Source organism: Sorangium sp. So ce406, assembly GCF_051474675.1.
In the GTDB taxonomy this organism is placed as follows: Bacteria; Myxococcota_A; Polyangia; order Polyangiales; family Polyangiaceae; genus Sorangium; species Sorangium cellulosum_G.
This window is the reverse complement of sequence record NZ_CP150340.1, coordinates 8,213,593-8,234,827: the sequence shown is the minus strand read 5'-3', so window position 1 is coordinate 8,234,827 and position 21,235 is coordinate 8,213,593. Positions and strand designations below refer to the sequence as shown.

Sequence of the window (21,235 nt, the reverse complement as noted above, 5' to 3'; positions counted from 1 at the left end):
GGCTCAGCTGAGGGGCGAGCGGTTGACCAGGGGGAACGGCTCGACCTCCGCGTCGTCGGGGTTCATCGAATCCCTGCTGTACCCCATCTCCTGCTCGGCCGTCGTGATGATGAAGGGGCCCCCGATCTCCTCGGGATCCACCATGTCCTCGTAGTCCTCCGTGGTGTCGCCCTTGCCCGATGTCGCCGAGGCGAGATACTGCTCGGCGATCTGCTCGGCGAACTCGTCCACGACCTCCGTCGGGCCGTCCCCGGGGTCGGGGATGAACGCATTGCGGTCATCCGCGCGAGACGCGCTCTTGCGCGCTGCGTCCACGAAATCCTGTCCGTGGCTCCTGCTCATGGCCCGCTGAGAGCCGTCTTGCTTGGTCTGCATGGATGATCTCCTCGATCGGCGGCGCGCTCTCACGCGCTTTCAGCAGCGCCGCCCGTCCGGTGTTCTGAGGTGAAGAGATGCACCGCGTGTACCAGGACTGGATCGACGCCCTGAACAGCGCTTTGGCGAGGGGAACTGATCGGTGCTCGCGCTCCGGCGGACCGGCGCTGTACCCGACATGCGTCGGATGTAGCGGCATGCCACAGCCGCCGAGACACGCCGGTGGCACGATGCCCCGGCGCCGCCGTGCGGGGCGACACCGCGGCGTCGCGTCGTCCGGCCGTTCTTCCGGTGTCGAGCGCCGATGTCGCCGGACGGCTCTCCGGCGGAGCGCTGCGATGCGCTCTTTGACGGAATCGTCGATGGAAAAGGGGGAGGAGCTACGGCGCGGTGGCGCGCGGCGCAGGGCAGGAGCGATGTCCCTGCGCCCGTCGCCGTGCCTTACCAGCCGAGCTCTTCCTTGATCGCGGCGGAGAGCTGCGTCGCCATCAGCTCGTTCGTCTTGGCGCTCGGGTGCCAGTCGCAGCCGAGCCCGTTCGCGGCGCCGTCCTGCGCGGGGAACTCGAGGACGCGCACCCGATCGTCGCCGCTGGCGGCCCGGTCCTCCACCACCTTGCCGATGTAGGCGCGCGCCCTGGTGAGCGCCTCGGCGCCCTCCGGGTACGAGTCGCTGAGCATGGGCCCGATGGTGCAGAAGATGAACGCCTCCGGGTAGTTCTCCCGGACCGTCTCGACGAGGCCCGCATAGCCGTTCGTGAACGGCTCACGGAACTGGGCGTCGCCCGGGACGTTGATGCTGAAGTCGTTCGTGCCCAGGTTGATCACCACGACCTGCGGCGCCCAGGACGAGAAGTCCCAGGCGGGCTGCGCCTCGTCGGCGATCGTCCGGCCGTAGATCTCCGGCATGGTGTCGGCCGCCTCGTCATCGTAGTTCCGGACCACGCCTCTTCCGGACCAGGCGATGATCGCGGTGTCGGCCTCGAGCAGCCGGCCTGTCAGCGCGCTGTAGGCGAGGTAGTTGTTCTCCGTGTCGCTCGTGAAGGGGCAGGTCTCGTCCGCGCCGTCGATGCCGTAGCCGGCGGAGATCGAGTCGCCGATCACCTCGATCCGGCGCTCGGGCGCCGGCGGGACCGGCAGGAGCGCCTCGCCCTGCGCCGGGACGAACTCGACGAACTGCGTCACGCCCACCAGCGGCTCGGTCCGGCGGTGGAGCAGGAGGTCGTGATCGCCGTCGGGCAGCCCATCCACGACCGTGTAGAGGTCCTTCTGGTTGTTGACCTTGAGGACGCCCCTCGACTCGCCGTCCACCACCACCTGGAAGAAGTTGGACTGATCCGGGGTCGACTCGTCGTTGAAGCGGACGCTGAGCGATGTCCCCGAGAACCGCGTGACGATCGCGCTGCCAGCCCAGGAGAAGCGGGGGCCTTCAGGCTTCGAGGTGTCGAAGCGCCCGATGAAGCGGATCGTGTCACCGGACGAGTTGTCCCCGCCGGTGCCGCTCGCGCTCGACGTCGTCGCGCCCGCGCCGCCCTGGCCCGCGCCGCCCTGGCCCGCGCCGCCGTCGCCGGCGCTCGCTGTGCTCGACGCGCTGGTCGACGTCGAAGCGCCGCCGCCCGAGCCCGTGGTGCCGTTCGGATCGTCGTCTCCGCAGCCGGTCATCAGCGCCGACGAGGCGATGAAGAGCACGGAAGCGAGCCTCGGGAAGGTGAAATAAGCCTCTGTTTTCATGCGCGCGAGGATGCTGCAGGTCCGTGGCGCACACAACACCAATCTTCGCCTGCGAACCGGGGAAGACGCCGCGACGCGGGCGTGAGCGTCCGGTCACGCTGCCAAAGCACCTTCCGGGGATTGTCGCTCTCGGAGCCGGCGATTCAGCGTGTCGCCGACGCGCCGCGCGCGCCGCGATCGAGGCGCGCGGGGCGGCGGCGTCCGGCGCCCGCTGCCCCGCGCGCGGTCAGGAGGGGGTCGTGTCCTTCGCGGCGGCTCGATCGTCGCCGAGCGGCTCAGTTCCAGGTCCGGTTCTGGTTCCGGTGCTCGGATCGGCCGTTGTCGTCCGCCTGGGAGTGTTCGCGGCCCTGCGAGGCGCGCACGTCGTCGCGCTCGTGGATCCGGGTCGAGTACCCCTGCGGCAGCTCGTCGCCCATGAAGCGGCCGAACCCGGGCCGGCGCTCGGGCCGGTTGTACAGGTCGCCGCGCCCGGTGCGCTCCTGGCCTTGACCGTGGCCTTCGCGGTCGTCGTCGCGATCGTGTCGGCCGCCGAACCCGCCCCGCTCGTCGCCTCGGCCGAAGTGGCCGGGGTTCTGGTGCTCGTCGCCGCCGCGATAGCCGCGGCTCTGCCCCTCACCGCGCCCGTAACCGTGGCTCTGTCCCTCGTGACCGCGGCCCTGATACTCGTCCTGGCGGCCGTAGCCGCGTCCCTGATGCTCGTCCTGGCGGCCGTAGCCGCGTCCCTGATGCTCGTCCTGGCGGCCGTAGCCGCGTCCCTGATGCTCGTCCTGGCGGCCGTAGCCGCGGCCCTGATACTCGTCCAGGCGGCCGTAGCCGCGGCCCTGATGCTCGTCTTCGCGCCCGTAGCCGCGGCCCTGATACTCGTCCTGACGGCCGTAGCCGCGGCCCTGATACTCGTCTTCGCGCCCGTAGCCGCGGTACTGGTTCTCGCGATCCTGGTAGTCCTCGCGCCCCTGGAAGCCGCGGTGCTGTCCCTCGCCGCGGCCCTGGCCGTAGCCGCGACTCTGTCCCTCGTGGCCGCGGCCCTGGTACTCGTCCTGGCGACCATAGACGCGGTTCTGGTTCTCGGGGCCGTGGTAGTCGTGGCGGTCCTGGAAGCCGCGGTGCTGCCCCTCGTCCTCGCGGCCATAGTAGTCGCGCCCGTAGGCGCCGCGGCCCGGGCCCTCGTCCGGCCCTGTGAACCCGCGGTTCACGTCGCGGCCGTAGTAGCCGCGGTTCTCCTCGCGCCCTCGCTGCGCCGAGCCGAACCCCCGGCGCTCGTCCTCCGCGCCCCGCCCGCCGAAATGATTGCCGCGCCCGCCGCTCTGCGCCCACGAGGGGCTGTCCTGCCCGTATGCGCGGTGCTCCTCGTGCTCGCGGTAGCCGCGGCCGCCTTGACCGCGGTGGGCCTGGCCGCTCGTGCCGTAGCCCCGGTGGTCCTGCCCGTGCTGGCCGCCCGACTGCCACTGGCCCCTGTCTTCGCCGCGACCTCGCTGTCCGTACTGTTGCTGTCCGTACTGCGGCTCCTGGCCCCGCTCGCCTTGCCGGCTGCCGCCGCTCTGGTTCGCGTAGTTGCCCCGGCTGTAGGAGCCTCGTCCGAACGCGTCACCCTCCTCGTGGCCACGGAAGTCGCGCTGATCGTGGTTCCCCTGAAAGCGCCCCTGCTCCTCCCGGTGACGCCAGTCCTCGCGCGTCCCCTCGTCACGGAAGCCTCGGTTATCGTAGCGATCTCTTGCCATAGCGCTCTCCTGTCTGGGTGCTGGTTCACAACCCTCGACGGCTCACACAGGCGGCACACCTCCGTGAGCGGTGGGTCCACTTGCCCAGCAACTGACGTGCCCGGAAGGGGAAGGGGAGGGGAATGGGAGGAGAAAGAGCGCCGACATCCGGCGCGGCGACATCGCAGCGTCCGGTCGAGCGACGTCATGCGCCAACACGCCACACGCTGGGGCAAGCTGTCACTCGAGCGCGGCGTCTCCCGTTCAGGACGAGCTTGCCGCGCCGGCGTGACGGCCGAGCTCGGATGTCGGGATGTGCAGCGCCGCGGGCCGCGGCGCTCGCCCCGCGCTCAGTACCGCGTCTCGCAGGGGTGCTGATCGGCGAACGCCTTCGCGGCGCTCTTCGCCGCCGACCAGGGGAAGTTCGTGTCGGTGATGGACCACGAGAGCGCGCCCGCGTAGCGGAGCTCGTAAAGATCGCTCACGAACTTGTCGTAGGTGACGTTCATCCCGTCCATGTTGCTGGGGAACTCGCCCATCACGACGGGCTTGTCCGTGAGGCCGTACTCGGAGAGCGGCTTGTTGTACGGGTACCACTCGTTGACCCACCCGTACATGTGCACCTGGTAGAAGTCGACGTCCGCGTGGGTCCACGCCTGACCCCACTTGATCGCGGCGCTGCCGACGCTCACGGGCGCGCCCGTCTCGCCCCGCAGCACGGCGGCCGACTCCTTGGCGAGCGCCTCCATCTGCTGGTGCGTCACGAGATCGAACTTGCTCGAGTCGCCCTCGAAGGCCGGGTCGCCGCCGTAGAGGCTCGGCCCCGTCATCGCCCACTCGGGCTCGTTGATGACGTCCCAGGCCAGCATGCGGTGCCGGTGCGGGCTCGACGCGACCGTCTGCGCGATCGGCTTGACGACGTTCTCGATGAGCCGGGCGCGACGGCTCGCGTCCGCGACGATGGGCCCCATGCTCCAGACCGAGAGGCCGCTCGGCGGGTTGTGCGTCGTCTTGTAGAACCCGTCGAAGGAGAACAGCGTGAACATCACGTTCACCTCCGCCTGGTCCGCGAGCTCGAGCGCCGCCTGGATGTCCTGCACCGAGGTGCCCCCGAGCCCGGTCGGGTTGCCCTGCCCGTCGAAGGTGATCTGGTCGCCGTAGAAGCGCGGGTAGATCCACCAGCGGACCACGTCGACGCCGTGGGCGCGCATGTCCTGCAGGTCGGCGAGCACCTGGTTCTTCTTTCCCGAGATGCCCGCCTGGCTCCACCGGGTCTGCCCACCGAAGTCCGCGCCGAAGTCGCGCCAGGCGTAGTTCACGCCGTACATGAAGCGCCGGCGGCAGTCGATCTCGACCCCGCCCTCGAACGGACAGGTGTCCTCCACGCCGGCGCAGGCGCCGCTGTCGCCCCCGCTGGCGCTGGAGCTCGTCGCGGTGGGCCCGCCGCCGGTGCCCGCGGGCGCGCCGCTGCCCGTCGTGCCGCCGCCGCCGGTGCCCGTGGGCCCGCCGGTGCCCGTGCCCGCGGGCCCGCCGCTGCTCGCCGTGCCGCTGCCTCCCGTGTCGCCGCCCGCGCCGTCCAGGCCGTCCAGGTCGACGTCGTCCAGATCGCTGACACAGCCGGATCCAGCCGCGGAGAGCTGGAGCACCCCAAGAAGAACAAGCCAGTTGCGCATGCCGCCATTATCGCCAGAAACGTGCGGTGAGCCAACCGGATTTGTTAATCGGTTCAGTGACTCGCCGCGCCACGTTCTAGCGTTGTTACAAGATCATGATGCCAGCGGCCGTGAGGAGATCATCTGCTCTCGTCGCAGGGCGCACCGGGGTCGCGCCTTACCGGGAAGGACCGCGCGGCCTCGGGTGAATTCCCATGTATGCCGCCGCACTCTTCGCCGCGGGATCGTCGGGATAGCGCTCGATGAGGTCTTCGGCGAGGCTGCGGGCCTCGCCGATGCGGTCCAGGCGCACGAGCGCCCGCACGCGGAGCTGGCCGCGCTCGGCGGCGCGCGGGCTGTCTCCGAGGTCGCGCGACGCCGCGTCGTCGAGCCGGAGCACCTCCTCGGGGTCGGTCGCCAGCGCGGCGCGCATTCGCTCGATGACGCGGGCTTCCGGGTCGTTGTCCGGGGCCGCTTCCGGCGCGCGTGCCGCGGCGCCCACGGTGGCAGCGGCGGGCGGCGGTGACGGGGGCGCGGGGGGCGGCTCATCGCGCCGCTGCGTCGTGTCCTCTTCGCTGGACTCCGCGCTCGCCGGCCGCTCCTTCGCGGGGGGGCGCTCGCCGCGGTTCATGACGAGGAAGGCCGCCACGGCGAGCGCGGCGAGGGGCAAGCCGAGGAGCAGCGCGCGGCGGGTGCCGGACGGTCGAGGGGCGTCCACGGCGGGCCACCGTAGCGCGGCGGGGCGGCCGGCGGTAGCGGTCGCTCCGGCAGGGGCGGAAATGCCGCTTCGGGGAATGCACCTCTTCTCCGGGCGAGATATGCCTGCTCCAGGGCACTGGACATCTCGCTGTACCACGGGTGCCCGATCGAACGGTGGATGGCGGACTGCCCGATGAGGGGCGGCGGCGCTGCCGCAGCCGGCCGCGTGGTCACGCCCGCAGCACCGTCCCCCGTCGTCCTGAAGGCGTCCTCGCCTCCTCGAACCGCGTCCGCTCCTCGATGGGCGCCGCCGCGCTCCTGCAATCGAAGATCGCCAGCACCCCCTCGTCGAGCCCCAGCCGGCGCAGGTACTCGTCGAGCTGACCGAGCCCCTGGACCAGCGGATCTCCCATCTTGTCGCGGTCGCGCCAGACCTTGATCTCGAGCGCCACGCGCTGCTCGGCGCGTCGCCCGGCGGCGTCCACGTACGGCCACCGCACCAGCACGTCGATCCGTTTGCGCCCCGCGCCGACCTCGCGCTCGAGGCCGCCGCCGCCGTTCACGACGCGGTGCAAGAACGCCATCAAGACGAGCTGCGGCGCCGCTTCCTGGTAGTCCACGCGCTCCACGACGATCTCGCCGTGCTGCCGCCAGAACTCGGCGAAGTCGTGGAGCAGCCGATCCACGTCGAGCCGCCCGTCGGGCGTCCTGTAGCGGTGCGGCTCGGCGTCGATCGCCGCCTCGGCCGAGCTCGCGAGCACGCGCAGGATGATCTCGCGGTAGATCGGGTTGGCGATGCGCACGGGCAGACCCGGGGCGACCAGGCCAAGATCGATCGCGTGCTCGAAGTCCGCGTCGAACGTCTTTCCTCCGGTCAGCTCCCCGGCGAGCACCGGCTCGATGATGCGGCGCACGCGCCCTTCCGCGAGGCGCGCGAGCAGCGAGTCGAGGTGCGTGGCGCGGGCCAGGATGACGCGCTCCTTCGCGGCCTCGATGTGCGCGGCCGTGATGGGCTGGTCCGCGGGGACCTGGATCTTCTCCACGACCTCCCGCGCCAGCGCGTTGGTCAACCACGGCTGCCCCTGCGTGAGCTCGAACGCCTTCGCGAGCGCCTCCTCGGCGAACGGCTGCCCTGTCTCGTCGGTGTGCTGCCCGTAGAGGTCGCGGACCTCCGCTTCCGTGAAGTCGCCGAGGCGGAGCGACTCTTCCTTGATGTTGAACGGGCTCGACGAGCCCATCCGGACCGGGCCGCCGCCGCTCGCTGCCTTGTAGTCGCGGACGTCGCGCGCCCCGCAGAGCACGAGCGACCACGGAAAGGCGGCCGGGCGATCCGGGAAGCCGGCGCGGAGCTGGCTCAGGACGGAGAGCAACGTGCTGCCCGTCAGCGCGTCGATCTCGTCGAACACGAGCACCAGCGGGCGAGGGCACGCTTCTGCCCAGCGGGTGAGCTGGGTCTGGAGGTATCCGGCCGCGGGCACCTCGACCGGCGCCGGCGGCCGGAGCGCCTGTGGGAGCTCCAGGCGCGCGGCGCCCTCGATGGCCAGCCATATCCCCTTCACCGCCTGCTCGACGTCCTCGGGGAAGGCGCGCGCCGTCTCGCAGGAGAAGTGCAGCGCCGCATGGCGCCCTTCCTCCGTGAGGCGCCGGGCGAGCGCCTTCATCGTGGTCGTCTTACCCGTCTGGCGCGGAGCGTGGACGACGAAATAGGCCTGCTTGTCGACCAGCGGGCCGAATCCGGGCAACCGCCGCCCGGCGGGGATCATGTAATGTCGGTCCGGGCGGCAGGGGCCAGCGATGTTGAAGGTCCGCACGGCCTCCATGTACCGGGGGGCGCGTCCCGTGGCGAGCGACCGGGGCCCGCGGCGGCGCGCCGCCGGCCCGGCGCGGGATCGGTCGACGCGTGCTCGGGCCGAGCGGCGCTGCCGGCGGCGATGAACCGCCGCTCGGCAGCGACGGGCTCCTCCTCACCGGAACGCGCCGAGGCCGAACGACATGCACGGCTCGCCGTCGCGCGTCGCGAAGGCGGCGAGCTGCTTCTCCGGCGGATACATGTACCCGAACAGCGTGCACATCTCGTTGTCCCCGAGGCCGAACCTGAGATCGTGCTCCGACGTGTTCCGGAACCGGCACGCATATCGGATCGAGTCGCCCTCCTCGAGCGCGACCGCCGTCCGGTAGACCTCGATATCGCCCTCCAGATCGAACGCGCCGCCCTCGTAAATGCGCGCATCGCCGCCGTCCTCGCGGACGACGTCCACGTCGAAGGCCTCGGCATAGCGGTGCGTGTGGGGCATGAGCGACACGATGTTCCCGCCGAACGTCGAGCACGTGGCGCCCACGCTGCGGGTGGCGCGCGGCGGGACGAGGAAATCGTTCACGTTGATGACGAAAGGCACGAGCTCCTCGGCGCGCTCGGAGAGAGGCATGGTGAAGAAATCATAGGCGAGCTCGACGACCGCGGGCTCGGCCGACGGGTTGAGCAGGTGGACGCTTGTCGCGATCTCGCGGGACGTATCGAGGGTGAAGCCCATCCCCGGCGGAAACGCGAGCGTCTCCTCGCCGACGACCTGGGTGGAGCTCGCGAACAGGACGTCCGGGATGACGTCGGGCAGCGCGCCAAAGGGGTCGTCGGCGCCCGGGTGGCAGCCCGGATAGGGGTTCGGCCCGAACGCCGGATTGACCGGCTTGGCGATCACGTTGCTGTGGTGCAGCCCGGCCGTCGTGTAGACGCGCGCCGCGTGGACGGTCGTGTTCACGAGGGCAGGGAAGGGCCATGAGAGGCAGAAGGTCGTCTCCTCGCCGGGCGCCAGGGTGCGCGGCGGCGCGATGATCCGGAAGCCGCTGCGCGGCGGCTCCGGCAGCGCGAGCCGGGCGGGCGGCGCGCCGAAGGCGACCACGTTGTCGCGGTCGACGCGCTCCTCCGGCTCGTAGCGGGCAGCGGGATGGACGCACCGCCCGCGAAAGAGCTCCTCGCCGGGAGCGCACGCCGCGGGCGGAGAGGGCTCGAGTCCGGCGCAGGCGGAGAGGAGCAGAGTCCACGGGAGACACATCGAACGTGCTCTGTCCGCGAGGACAAAGCGAGTTTTGGTCGGTTGCATCACAGACCATCTGCGACCGGCGGTGTCTCACCGGAACCCTCGACGGTCGATCTCCCGTGCTGCGCAGGAGGGCCTCACGCGGCCAGGGCGGAGCCGGCGACCCGCCGCGCGCTCGGCGCAGCCACCCGCGCGCTGTCGCCGTCGAGGTGCAGGCGGAAGCTGTCCAGCGCGGGCCGGCGTCGTCCAGCGCGGGCTGACGCTGTCCAGCGGCGGGCGGCCGCCGTGCCGCATGGCCGCGCGGGCGAGGCCGTCGCTCCGCCGCGCCGGGCTGCGGCGCGATCGCGCGCGGTTCCGCGCGGCGACCCGCTTGCCTGGACGACGCCCTTGCGGCCTCAGCGCGCGGGGCTGCCCACGCGGACACCCTGTTCGCCCGGGTCGACGCTGTGCGCAACAAGGGCGTGACGTGGGCGTCGCGGATCGCGTAGCATCCGCCAGCCGAGGGGCAGCGTGCCCCACGATCCCCTGCATCGCCCGACGACCACGCAGCGTGGTCCCAGCTCGTGGAGAGGTAGCATTGAGCGAGCAAGCAACCGAGCCGGCCCTTCCCGTCACCGCTTTCGAGAGGCGCTTCAAGCACCCGCCGGGGCTCGTGATCCTCTTCTTCGCGGAGATGTGGGAGCGCTTTTCCTATTACGGCATGCGCGGCCTCCTCAAGCTGTATATGGCGAACTACCTGTTCGTCGCGGCGAGAGAGGCATACCAGGGGTGCCGCCAGCACGCGCAGCCGTGCGATCTCATCCCTGGCAACCCGGACTCGGTGCTCGGCTGGGAGTTCATCAGGGGCTTTCTCCCGAGCGCGCCCGGCGAGCAGGCGTCCATGCTCTACGGGCTGTACACGGGCCTCGTTTACCTCACCCCGTTCTTCGGCGGCATCCTCGCCGACAGGGTGTTGGGCCAGCGCAAGACGGTGGTGGTCGGCGGCGTCCTGATGGCCATCGGACACTTCGTCATGGCCTTCGAGAACTCGTTCTTCCTCGCGCTGCTCCTGCTGATCCTCGGCAATGGCGCGTTCAAGCCCAACATCTCGACCCAGGTCGGCAGCCTGTATCCGAAGGGTGATCCGCGCCGCGACGGCGCCTTCACCATCTTCTACATGGGCATCAACCTCGGCGCCTTCATCTGCAACTTCGTGTGCGGCACGCTCGCCGCCGTCTACGGCTGGCACTATGGCTTCGCCGCCGCCGGCGTCGGGATGTGCCTTGGGCTCGTCGTCTACCTGAGCGGGCAGAAGTACCTGGCCAAGGACAACCTGACCAAGGCGTCGGAGGGGACGGGCGAGCAGAAGCAGCCGCTCACCAGCGACGAGTGGAAGCGGGTCGGCGCGCTCGTGGCTCTCTGCGCGCTCAACGTCGTCTTCTGGGCGGTCTACGAGCAGCAGGGCAACACGATGCAGAGCTGGGCCGACGAGAAGACGGTGTGGCCCAACGTCCTCGGCTTCCAGATCCCCTCGACATGGTTCCAGTCGGCGAACCCGCTCTTCATCATCCTGTTCGCCCCGCTCCTCGACATCTTCTGGCGCTGGCAGGCGAAGCGGGGCACGGAGCCGACCAGCGTCTCGAAGATGGCGATCGGCTGCACCGTCCTCGGGCTGTCGTTCATCGTGATGATCCTCGGCGCGCAGGCCGTCGGCGACGGCAAGGGCAGCCTGTTCTGGCCGATCTTCTGCACGCTGCTCCTCACGATCGGCGAGCTCTACCTGTCCCCCATCGGGCTGTCGCTCGTGACCAAGGTCTCTCCGGTCCGGATCGTATCGATGATGATGGGCATGTGGTTCGTCTCGAGCTTCTTCGGCAACACGCTGAGCGGCTACATCGGCATCTTCTACGAGCGGTGGTCGAAGGACATGTTCTTCCTGCTGCTCACCGTGCTCGGCGTCGGCGCCGGCGCCGCGATGTTCGCGTTCAACAAGCCGCTCCGCCGCGTGATCGGCCATCACTGACCCGGACCCTCGCCTGACGCAGCGCCCTCCTCGGAGGGCGCGCGCGGCACCCTCCTCGTCTCACGCGACGCCCTCCTCGCCAGGCGCGACGCCCTCTTCGGAGGGGGCGCGCTGCCGCGTCAGGGCGCCCGTGTCCCGCCGGGATCCATGATCCGCTCGTCGAGGGTGGCGAGGCGCCCCTCGGGCAGCGTGCTGCCGATGGCGGCCACGGCGCGGCGGACGCTCTCCAGCGTGCTGCACGAGGCGACGTCGACGAAGAGCCGGCCCGACTCGGGCCAGGAGTGCAGGGCCACGTGCGACTCGCCGACGACGGCGCATGCGGTGATGCCCTGGGGCGAGAACGGGACGACCACCATCTCGAGCAGCGTGAAGGGCCCGGCGGCGACGGCCGCCTCCAGCGCCCCGCGGAGCGCGGCCGGGCTGTTCAGGAAGTCGAAGGGACACCCCTCGAACAGGGCAAGCGCGATGAAGAGCTGCATCGGTGAGCGAGCGCGGCGGTCCGCGCCGGCTGCGTAGGGTAGCCGAGCGCGCGCGCCGCGGAACCTGAAACGGGGGCGTGGCGCGCAGCCATCGCAGGACGGCCGGACGGAGCCGCCGCACCGCGCTCAGCGCACCCGCGCCGTGCTCAGCGCCCCCGCGCGACCTGGACCACCTCCCGCACCCGCTGCCCGCCCAGATCGAAGCGCCCCTCGAGCCCCGCGAACACGAAGCTGTTCAGGCGCCTCCCCGGGACCTCGCGGCCGCGCATCGACCCCCCGGTGTTCTCCCAGAGGAACAGGTTGAGCCCGCCGCCGACCGACGGCCCCAGCGCGACGCTCTCCGACATGCGCACGTCGATCACCGCCTGGAGGCGCCCGAGCTCGATCCCGTGGGTCACCGTGTCGCCCCGCACCCCCGGCGCCGCCGCGGCGGTCCACAGCGCCCGGTACCCGCTGCCCAGCGAGATCACCGGATCCACGCGCTCGAACGGCGCCAGGTGGAAGCTCGCCTCCGCGCCCAGCGTCATGCCGCGCACGTCGCTCCCGCGCCGCTCCGCGCCGGGCGCCATGTACTGCTCGTAGCTCGACGTCAGCCCGAGGCCGACCCCCGGCACCGCGCGGTAGACGAGCTTCACGCCCACGCCCGCCCCCGGCCCCGACACGTCGCGCAGCCGCCGCTCGCTCCCGATGTCCCCGAACCCCTGCGTGTACCCGAGGTTGAGGCCGACCTCGAGCGCATTGGCCGGCGCCCCCAGCGGAGAGCGCAGGTAGCTCGGCGGGACGTCGCCCTCGAAGTCCTGCGCGGAGGCGACGCCCCCGCAGAGCACGGCGACCCCACCCGCGGCGATCGCGACCCCGGTGTTTGCCTTCATTGCGGATTCTCCTCGCTGCGCGGCGCCGCGAGGACGGCGGATCCGATCCGCGAGCCACGCCGGGAACGCCGCGCGCCGGGGCGCGAGCATCGCGTGTGCCACGGAGCCGGCGCGCAGCGCGTTCCCGGTCGCGGGCGGCCCGCCCGCGCCGCGCGTCAGGCGGCGTCTACCAGCGGTGGTAGGCCGGGTGGCCTTCCTTCACGGCCACGAACGTCCCGCGGCACGTCGCCGTCACCCGGCCCCCGGCCTCGAGGGTCGCCTCGACCACGACGCGATCGCCCTCGGCCTCGGCCACCTGCGCCCGCAGGCGCACCGGGCCGAGCGGCGTCGGCTTCTTCAGCTTCACGTGGAAGTCCGCCGTCACCGTGCACGGCGGGGCGTCGGCCCCGCGCGCCCGCATGAGGTGGTAGGCCGCCGTCCAGTTCGAGTGGCAGTCGAGGAGCGCCCCGAGGATGCCGCCGTTGACCATCCCGGGGAACGCCTCGTGGTGCGCCTCCGGCGTGAAGTCGCAGACCACCGCGTCGCCCTCGACGCGGCTCTTCAGCCGGAGCCCCCGGTCGTTCGCCGGCCCGCACCCGAAGCAGCGGCTCTGCGGCGCATACCTGTCCTGCAGGCTCGCCGCATCCTCGCTCACCGGCTGCCCCCCACGAACGCCTCGTCCATCAGCATCTTCTGCTCGAGGAGGTGGCTCGCCCGCGAGCCGGTCGACGGGCTCGCGCTCGGCGCGCGGCTCACGCACGAGAGCGGCAGCCGGTCGCCGATACGGCTCTGGAGCGACGCGAGGATGTAGTACCAGGCGCCGTAGTTGCGCGGCTCCTCCTGGACCCACACGAGCGGCGTGCCGTCCTTGTAGGGCGCGAGCGCGTTCACGAGCTCCTCGTTCAGCGGGAAGAGCTGCTCCAGCCGCAGGATCGCCACGTCCTTGAGGTCGCGCGCCTCCCGCGCCATCGCGAGGTCGTAATAGACCTTGCCCGAGCAGAGCAGGATCCGCTTCACGTCGGCCGGATCGACGCCGCTCGTGTCGGGCAGCACGCGGTGGAACTTGCCCTCGGAGAGGTCCTGGATCGTCGACACGGGCCGGTGCGGGCCCGTCGACGTCGTCGGGACGCGCAGGAGGCTCTTCGGCGTCGCGATGATGAGCGGCTTGCGCCACGGCCGGTGCACCTGCCGGCGCAGCACGTGGAAGAGCTGCGCCGGCGTCGTCAGGTTGCACACCTGGATGTTGTCCTCGGCGCTGTTCTGCAGGCAGCGCTCGATGCGGCAGCTCGAGTGCTCCGGCCCCTGGCCCTCGTAGCCGTGCGGCAGGTAGAGCACGATGCCGCTCAGCCGGTGCCACTTGTCCTCGCTCGACGTGATGAACTGATCGACGATGACCTGCGCGCCGTTCAGGAAGTCGCCGAACTGCGCCTCCCAGATGACGAGCCCGTCCGGGTAGTCGAGGCTGTAGCCGAAGTCGAAGCCGAGCACGCCCGCCTCGCTGAGCGGGCTGTTGTACGCCTCGAACCGCGCCGGCCCCTCGGCCACGCGCGCCACCGGCGCGTAGCGCGCGCCCGTCTCGACGTCGCGCAGCACCGCGTGGCGGTGGCTGAAGGTGCCGCGCTGCACGTCCTGCCCGGAGAGCCGCACCGGCGTCTTCTCCGCGAGCAGCGACGCGTAGGCGAGCATCTCGCCCGTGCCCCAGTCGAACGCCTCGCCCGCGACGAGCCGCTCATGCCGCTGCTGCAGCGTCGGCAGCACCCTCGGGTGCGCCTTGAAGCCCTCGGGCAGCTCGAGGAGCTTCTGGGACAGCGCGATGAGCTTCTCGGCCGGGACGTTCGTCGGCACGTCCGGCGTCGCGCGCTCGGGGCCGCCGCGGTAGTGCGACCACACGCCGCCCATCGAGTAGGTCACCGGCGCGAAGCCCTTCTGCTTCACCTCGTCGAGCGCGGCGGCGAGCGCCTCGCGGCGCCGCACCACGATCTCCTCGGCCTTCTCCTCGGTGACCTGGCCGAGCTCCATGAGGCGCCGGACGTACACCTGCCGGACCGTGGGCTTCTTGTCGATCGCGGCGTACATCCGCGGCTGCGTGTAGCGCGGCTCGTCGCCCTCGTTGTGGCCGTATTTCCGGTAGCAGTACATGTCGATGACCACGTCCGAGCCGAAGCGCGTGCGGTAGTCGATCGCGAGCTGCGCGACGTGCGCGACCGCCTCCGGGTCCTCGCCGTTCACGTGGAAGACGGGGACCTTGAGCATCCGCGTGATGTCGGACGCGTAGCGGGTCGAGCGCCCCTCCATCGGGTCGGTCGTGAACCCGACCTGGTTGTTCACGATGACGTGGATCGTGCCGCTGGTCGTGTAGCCGGGCAGGTTCATCATGTTGAGCGTCTCGGCGACGACGCCCTGCCCGATGAACGCCGCGTCGCCGTGGATGAGCAGCGGCATCACGCGGCGGCGCGCGTCGGACGTCCCGTCGGCGAGGCGCCGGTCCTGCTTCGCGCGGACGCGCCCCTGCACGACGGGGTTCACGAACTCGAGGTGGCTCGGGTTGAACGTGAGCGTGAGGTGGACGTTGCGCCCGTTCTCGAGCGTCCGGTCGGTCGAGTAGCCGAGGTGGTACTTGACGTCGCCGCTGCCGAGGTGGCGCTCCGCGTCCTTGTCCTCGAAGGCCGCGAAGATCTCGCGCAGGCTCTTGTCCATGATGTTCGCGAGGACGTTGAGCCGGCCGCGGTGCGCCATGCCGACCACGATCTCGTCGACCTCGTGCGCCCCGGCGCGCTCGATGATGAGGTCGAGCAGCGGGATGAGGCTCTCGGCCCCCTCCAGCGAGAAGCGCTTCGTCCCCGCCCCGTAGGACTTGTGGATGAACTGCTCGAAGATCTCGGCGTCGGAGAGCTTCGTCAGGATGCGCAGCTGCTTCTGACGGTCGAGCGTCAGGCGGTTGCGCGTCGACTCCATCTGCTGCTGGAGCCACTGGCGCGCCTCGGGCTCCTCGATGAACGTGAACTCGACGCCGATCGAGCGGCAGTACGTCTCCTCGAGCCGGCGGATGATCTCGCGCAGCGTGAGGACGGGCGGCACGCCGGCGAGGTCGGTCGTGGGGAACGCAAGGTCGAGGTCCTCGACGCGCAGCCCGAAGTTCGTGAGGTCGAGCTCCGGCGGCGTCGCGGGCGGCAGGCCGAGCGGGTCGACGTGCGCGAAGAGGTGGCCGCGCACGCGGTAGGCGTTCACGAGCGCGTAGACGCGCGCCTTGAGCGCGGCCTCCGCGAGCACCTTGAGATCGCGCGACGGCTCGATCGACGTCGGGTGCTCGCTCAGCGTCTGGGCGAACGCGGCCTCCAGCGTCTTCGCGGCCTCGCCGTTCGTCTTCTTCCCGTTCCCGTTCCCCGGCGCGGCCGAGGGACGCAGCACATGAGGCTGCACGCTCGGCAGCGGGGCCGGAGCGGGCAGCCGGCCGGGCGCGGCGCCGCCATTCTTGCCCTCGAAGAACGTGCGCCAGCCGGGGTCGACCGACTCCGGATTCTCGAGGTACTGGGCGTAGAGCTCCTCGACGAGCCCTGCATTGATTCCGAAATCAAGCTGCATCGTGTTCGGGCTGCAAATAACGCGTGTCGGCTCGGCACGCTAGAGTCGTTTTCGATGGCTCAGGTGCATGGGGCGGAACATCGCGCGGGCAAGGGGTCCGAGCGCCTGGAGAAACGGTAGGGAGAAGCGGTAGAAGGGGGCCATGGATCAAGACCGCGCAACCGGGGGTCGAGGACCGGCGCCCGCCGTCCTCGCCTTCGACCGTTTCCGGGATCATCTCTTCCACGACCCGAGCCTCGGTTTCTGGCTGGATGTGAGCCGGATCCGCTTCGAGAACGGCTTCTTCGCCGCCATGGAGCCGCGCATGCAAGCGGCGCTCGCCGAGATGGCGGCGCTGGAGGGCGGCAGCATCGCGAACCCCGACGAGGACCGCCGGGTCGGCCATTACTGGCTCCGCGCGCCGGAGCTCGCGCCCGAGGCCGCGCTCCGCGCCGCGATCGAGGCGACGAACGCGCGCATCCTGAGCTTCGCCGCGGACGTGCACGCGGCGCGGGTGCGGCCGGAGCGGGCGGCCCGCTTCCGCAAGGTGCTCGTCGTCGGGATCGGCGGCTCGGCGCTCGGGCCTCAGTTCGTCGCCTCGGCGCTCGGGACGCCGGCCGATCGGATGCAGCCATATTTCTTCGACAACACGGACCCTGACGGGATCGATCGCACGCTGGACGCGATTGGCGACGACCTCGGCGCGACGCTCGCGGTGATCATCTCGAAGTCGGGCGGGACGAAGGAGACGCGCAACGGGATGCTCGAGCTCGAGGCGGCGTACCGGCGGCTCGGCCTCTCGCTCGGCGCGCACGCGGTCGCGGTGACGGGGGAGGGGAGCGAGCTCGATCGGTACGCGAAGAAGCACGGCTTCCTGGCGCGCTTTCCGATGTGGGACTGGGTCGGCGGGCGCACGAGCGAGCTCTCGGCGGTCGGCCTGCTGCCGGCGGCGCTCCAGGGGCTGCCGATCGTGGAGATGCTCCAGGGGGCGCGCGAGATGGACGAGGTCACGCGCTCGAAGGAGGCGCTCCGGAACCCGGCGGCGCTGCTCGCGCTCGCCTGGTACTCGGCGACGGGCGGCGCGGGCCGCAAGGACATGGTGCTGCTGCCGTACAAGGACCGGCTCGAGCTCTTCTCGCGCTACCTCCAGCAGCTCGTGATGGAGTCGCTCGGCAAGCGGCTGGATCGGCAGGGCAAGGAGGTCTTCCAGGGGATCGCCGTCTACGGCAACAAGGGCTCGACCGATCAGCACGCGTACGTGCAGCAGCTGCGCGACGGGCTCGACAACTTCTTCGTCACGTTCATCGAGGTGCTCCGCGACCGCGCGCCGTCGCGCGGCGCGATCGAGGTCGACCCCGGCGTGACGACGGGCGATTACCTCTCCGGCTTCCTCCAGGGGACGCGCAAGGCGCTCACCGAGAGCGGGCGCGAGTCGATCTCGATCACGATCGAGACCGTGGACGCGCGCGCCGTCGGCATGCTGATCGCGCTCTACGAGCGCGCTGTCGGCCTGTACGCGTCGCTCGTGGGCATCAACGCCTACCACCAGCCCGGCGTCGAGGCCGGCAAGAAGGCCGCGCAGGAGGTGCTCGATCTGCAGGCCAAGGTGCTCGCGGCGCTCGGCGCGGGCGCGGGGCGCGCGCTGCGGATCGAGGAGATCGCGAAGGCGGCGGGCACGGACGACGTCGAGACGGTCTTCTGGATCCTGCGCCACCTGGCGGCCAACCCGGAGCGCGGCGTCGTCCGGGAGGTGCCGCAGGGGGGCTCGCCGTTCGACGCGACGTATCGGTCTACGCGCTGATTACGCGCTGAGATCACACGGTGATCACGCGGTGAGGGGCCGCGCGGTGAGGGGCCGCGCGGCCCGCGAGCCGCTGCGCGTCAGAAGCGGACGCGCAGACTCCCGCCCGTCGGGCCGACGAGGAGCTCGGGGTCGTGGAGCGACACCTTCCGCGGGATGTCGCTGCGCACCCAGATCTTCTGGTTCGAGCCGAGGCCCGCGACGAGCAGCACGAAGCCCGTGACCTGCGTGATCCCGTCGAGGAGGATGAGGGAGCCGGCCACCTGGCCGTCGTCGTCGTCGAAGTCGACGTCCTCGCCCGTGGCGAGCGTGATGAACGGCCCGCCCACGGGCAAGAACAGCGGCACGTAGCTGCCGCTCCCGCGCTCGCCCTCGCTGAGGATGGTCCCGGCCGTCAGCGCCGCGAGCGCCCACCCGCTGCCGAGGACGATGGCCCCCGCGACCACCAGCCGGCGGTTCACCTGCGCCTCGAGGCGGTATCCGTCCGGCGGCACGCCGTCTTCCTTGAACGGCAGCGTCCGCGGCATGCCGTAGATGATGGGCGGCGCATACGGGGCGTAGCCCGGCAGGGGCGCGTAGCCCGGCGGCGCGTAGCCCGGCGGCGCGTAGCCCGGAGGCGGCACGAAGCCCGGCGGCGCGTAACCCGGAGGCGGCGCGTAGCCCGGGGGCGGCGCGCTCTGCGCGGACGATGGGGCGCTCTGCGCGGCGGCCGGCGCGGCGAGCGCGAGCACGCCGAGCAGCGTGGCCATCGAGAGGACGGTGCGGATCGCGGTCACGTGCGTTTCCCTTCGAGGTGAGGGCTCCCGGCGTGGGCTCGCCGGCTCAGAATCGCCATCGGAGCTCCGCGGACGACGCGCCGATCGAGAGGGTGGGCCAGCGCGACGCGGCGTCGTCCTCGGTGCCGCGCGGGGGCACCTTGAACTGGCGCTGCAGGTAGACCTCCTCGTGGGCGAGGCCGGCGACGTAGAGGAGAAGCCCGCCGATCTGGGTCACGGAGTCCATCGTGAGCCAGAAGAGGCCCGCGCCCTCGACGTCGTCCAGGGTCGTCGTCGCGATCATCGGTCCGACGAACGGGATGAAGAGCGGCCCGAACTCGTCGAAGTCCTCTTCCGCGAGGATCGCGATGCCCGCCACCGTGAACGTGAGCGCGTACGAGACGCCGAACGTCACGAGCCCCGCCCCGGCGAGCGTGCGGTCCGCCCTGGTCGCGAGCGCATAGCCGCGCGGGATCGGATCCCCCTCCTGGTACTCGATGGTCCGCGGGTTGGCCCACGGCGGGAGCGAGGGCGGGATCAGGTAATAGCCGTGCGGAACCGGCATCGGCGCGCTGCCCGGCGGCGGCGGTGACGCGTCCGGAGGCGCGACGGATGACGCCGGAGGCGATGGGGACGGCTCCGGAAGCGCCGGGGTCTCGCCTGAGGGCGCCGCAGGCGCAGCGGAAGGCGCCGCAGGCGCGCCAGGAGACGCAGCTGGCGCAGCCGGGTTGCTCGGCGCGGGCCTGGGCCGGGCGGCCGGCGCCTGCGCTGCCGGCGCTGGCGCGGCCGGCGCCTGCGCGGCCGCGGGCGCGGCGATCCCGAGCAGCGCGGCGAGCGCCGCGACGGCCGGCGCGCCGCGGGCGGGCGGCGCGGTGAAGCGGCGACGCGGCACGATACTCCCTTCCGTTTGCCTGAGCGGCATGCTGGCTCCCGTCGCGCTCGCGGCGACTCCAAGGAACTGCAGGTAGCTTCGGTGCAGCGAGGCCAGAATACGCAGACTGCTCGCGAACTCAACGCCGCGCGCACGATGTCCGCGCGCCGCGCCGAGGTGCGCCCTCGGGCCGCCCGCGCAGCGCGAGCGCGACGGCGTCGCCCACCGGATCGGCGCCGTCGAGCCGGACGTCGGGCTCGAAGCCGCGCAGCTCGACGAAGTCGCCGAGCGGGTCGCGGAACGCGCGGGTGCCGAACGAGAGCGTGACGCCCGAGCGCGGGAGCCGGAAGAGCGCGACCTCGCCGACGCTCATGCCGCCGCGGGTGTTCTGCCCGGCCACGAGGACACCGGGGATCTGGCGGACCAGCGCGAGCAGCATCTCGCACGCGGACGCACAGCCGCGGTCGACGAGGAAGACGCCGCGCGCCGGCGTCGCGCCGCGCTGCCCGGCCGCACGCCCGCGGACGAGGGCGCCGCGCGTGGTGAGGTCGGCGCGCGGCGCGGCGGAGGGGCGCGCCCGCAGCGCCCCGGCGAGGCGCTCCAGCGCGGCGAGGTGCTCGAGGAAGCGCGGCCGCGCCTCGTCGGGGACGTCGCCGCGGGCGAGGCGCCGCCGGACGCTGTTCGCGCGCCCCTCCGCCGCCGCGACGGAGAGGACCTCGCGCTCGTCGAGCGCGCAGAGGGGCGCGTCGGTCAGCGCGCGCGCGAAGCGCTCGGCGAAGCGGTAGTCGCCCCCGGCGTTGCCGCGCAGGTCCACGACGAAGGCGGGCGCGCGCCGGAGCTCGGCCGCGAGCGCGGGGAGCGCCGCGAGCGCCGCGGCGGCGGCGCTGTCGAAGGTGCGGACGGCGAGCACCGGGACGCCGACGGGGCTGCGCGTGAGCTCGACGGGCGGGCCGAGGCGGCGCGGCGGCGCGAGCCGGCGCGGGAGGTCCGGGAGAGGCGCGCTCCCGGCGGCGGCCGCGCGCGACAGGGGCGGCGAGCCCGCGACGAGGCGCGGCGCGGGGCCGGGCGGCGGCGGCCGCGCGTCGGCGGTCGACCGGAGCGGCGCGCGGCCGCCGTGGCCGAACGCGAGGTGGCCGTCGGGCGCCTCGAACAGGTCGCGCAGGAGCCGCGCGAGCTCGTCGGGGCGCCACGACGCGCGGCCGCGGAGCGCGGCGCGGGCTCTAGCGAGCGCGCGCGGCGGGGGCAACGGCGAGCGCCCGTCGAGCCCCGCATAGGCGTGCTCGAAGGCGTAGCGCGCGTCGTCGAGATCGCCGAGCGCCTCGGCGGCGGAGACGACGCGCGGCGCGCGATCGAGGTCGCCGTCCGGGATGCGCAGGCTCCGCAGCGGCGCGGGCGTGCTCGAGGGGGCGCGCGACGGCGCCGGGGCGCAGGCGAGCGAGGCGCAGGCGAGCGCCGCGGCGAGCGCCGCGGCCGCGCCGGCAGCGGCGCGGCGCCGCCGGCCGGGCGAGCGTCGGACGGGCATGGCGCGGGAGGGTGCGACGGCGCGTCTCGCCGGCGCAAGCGGCGCCGTCCGGGCTCGTGAAGGAGGCCACCGCATCGCATCGAGATCCAGGCGCTCCGGCGCGGCGCGGAGGCGCAGCCGAGGAGGCGCCGCCGACGAGGCCCCATCGACGAGGCCCCGCCGACGAGGCGCCGCGCTGACGCGAGCGGCAGCGGCCGCGTCCGCGCC

16 protein-coding genes are annotated in these 21,235 nt (G+C 72.2%); 2 read left to right on the top strand and 14 right to left on the bottom strand.

Features of this window, described 5'->3' with window-relative positions:
• Positions 1 to 3: 3 nt before the first annotated feature.
• The 7 genes from WME96_RS30590 to WME96_RS30560 all read right to left on the bottom strand — a co-directional run bounded on the left by WME96_RS30590 (position 4) and on the right by WME96_RS30560 (position 9,201).
• Complete coding sequence (locus tag WME96_RS30590; RefSeq protein ID WP_437285125.1) at positions 4 to 375, bottom strand: hypothetical protein; 372 nt, start codon at positions 373 to 375, stop codon at positions 4 to 6.
• Between the two features lie 441 nt (positions 376 to 816).
• Positions 817 to 2,103, bottom strand: coding sequence for an SGNH/GDSL hydrolase family protein (locus WME96_RS30585; RefSeq protein WP_437285124.1), 1,287 nt, complete (start codon positions 2,101 to 2,103; stop codon positions 817 to 819).
• 275 nt (positions 2,104 to 2,378) lie between these two features.
• Positions 2,379 to 3,821, bottom strand: coding sequence for a hypothetical protein (locus WME96_RS30580; protein ID WP_437285123.1), 1,443 nt, complete (start codon positions 3,819 to 3,821; stop codon positions 2,379 to 2,381).
• Between the two features lie 329 nt (positions 3,822 to 4,150).
• Positions 4,151 to 5,473: an endo-1,4-beta-glucanase gene (locus WME96_RS30575; RefSeq protein ID WP_437285122.1), complete on the bottom strand. Its 1,323-nt coding sequence runs from the start codon at positions 5,471 to 5,473 to the stop codon at positions 4,151 to 4,153.
• A 157-nt stretch (positions 5,474 to 5,630) separates the two neighbouring features.
• Complete coding sequence (locus tag WME96_RS30570) at positions 5,631 to 6,170, bottom strand: hypothetical protein (RefSeq protein WP_437285121.1); 540 nt, start codon at positions 6,168 to 6,170, stop codon at positions 5,631 to 5,633.
• Positions 6,171 to 6,381: 211 nt separating this feature from the next.
• Positions 6,382 to 7,971, bottom strand: a complete 1,590-nt coding sequence (locus tag WME96_RS30565) for an ATP-binding protein (protein WP_437285120.1) — start codon at positions 7,969 to 7,971, stop codon at positions 6,382 to 6,384.
• A gap of 144 nt (positions 7,972 to 8,115) precedes the next feature.
• On the bottom strand, positions 8,116 to 9,201 hold the full coding sequence (locus tag WME96_RS30560) for a hypothetical protein (RefSeq protein WP_437285119.1): 1,086 nt from the start codon (positions 9,199 to 9,201) through the stop codon (positions 8,116 to 8,118).
• 562 nt (positions 9,202 to 9,763) lie between these two features.
• Here WME96_RS30560 and WME96_RS30555 point away from each other — a divergent pair.
• Positions 9,764 to 11,188 (top strand): peptide MFS transporter, encoded by a 1,425-nt coding sequence (locus tag WME96_RS30555; protein WP_437285118.1) that lies wholly within the window; start codon positions 9,764 to 9,766, stop codon positions 11,186 to 11,188.
• Positions 11,189 to 11,307: 119 nt separating this feature from the next.
• Here WME96_RS30555 and speD read toward each other — a convergent pair whose 3' ends face one another.
• The 4 genes from speD to WME96_RS30535 form a co-directional block, all read right to left on the bottom strand.
• The gene (gene speD / locus WME96_RS30550) at positions 11,308 to 11,667 is read right to left on the bottom strand and encodes an S-adenosylmethionine decarboxylase (protein ID WP_437285117.1); all 360 of its coding nucleotides are present in this window, start codon (positions 11,665 to 11,667) and stop codon (positions 11,308 to 11,310) included.
• A gap of 146 nt (positions 11,668 to 11,813) precedes the next feature.
• Positions 11,814 to 12,539, bottom strand: a complete 726-nt coding sequence (locus WME96_RS30545) for a hypothetical protein (protein WP_437285116.1) — start codon at positions 12,537 to 12,539, stop codon at positions 11,814 to 11,816.
• Positions 12,540 to 12,705: 166 nt separating this feature from the next.
• Positions 12,706 to 13,173 (bottom strand): PaaI family thioesterase, encoded by a 468-nt coding sequence (locus WME96_RS30540; protein WP_437285115.1) that lies wholly within the window; start codon positions 13,171 to 13,173, stop codon positions 12,706 to 12,708.
• The gene (locus tag WME96_RS30535) at positions 13,170 to 16,100 is read right to left on the bottom strand and encodes a 2-oxoglutarate dehydrogenase E1 component (RefSeq protein ID WP_437285114.1); all 2,931 of its coding nucleotides are present in this window, start codon (positions 16,098 to 16,100) and stop codon (positions 13,170 to 13,172) included. Before WME96_RS30535 ends, WME96_RS30540 begins: the two co-directional genes overlap by 4 nt.
• Before the next feature lie 142 nt (positions 16,101 to 16,242).
• Here WME96_RS30535 and WME96_RS30530 point away from each other — a divergent pair, with 142 nt between their 5' ends.
• Positions 16,243 to 17,880: a glucose-6-phosphate isomerase gene (locus WME96_RS30530; protein WP_437285113.1), complete on the top strand. Its 1,638-nt coding sequence runs from the start codon at positions 16,243 to 16,245 to the stop codon at positions 17,878 to 17,880.
• Between the two features lie 80 nt (positions 17,881 to 17,960).
• Here the strand turns inward: WME96_RS30530 and WME96_RS30525 are convergent, their stop codons facing one another.
• From WME96_RS30525 to WME96_RS30515, 3 genes are all read right to left on the bottom strand, one after another.
• Positions 17,961 to 18,656: a hypothetical protein gene (locus WME96_RS30525; RefSeq protein ID WP_437285112.1), complete on the bottom strand. Its 696-nt coding sequence runs from the start codon at positions 18,654 to 18,656 to the stop codon at positions 17,961 to 17,963.
• A 46-nt stretch (positions 18,657 to 18,702) separates the two neighbouring features.
• Positions 18,703 to 19,200: a hypothetical protein gene (locus WME96_RS30520; protein ID WP_437285111.1), complete on the bottom strand. Its 498-nt coding sequence runs from the start codon at positions 19,198 to 19,200 to the stop codon at positions 18,703 to 18,705.
• A 445-nt stretch (positions 19,201 to 19,645) separates the two neighbouring features.
• A complete protein-coding gene (locus WME96_RS30515; RefSeq protein ID WP_437285110.1) occupies positions 19,646 to 21,028 on the bottom strand; it encodes a S41 family peptidase in 1,383 nt (460 codons plus the stop codon).
• Positions 21,029 to 21,235 lie beyond the last annotated feature (207 nt).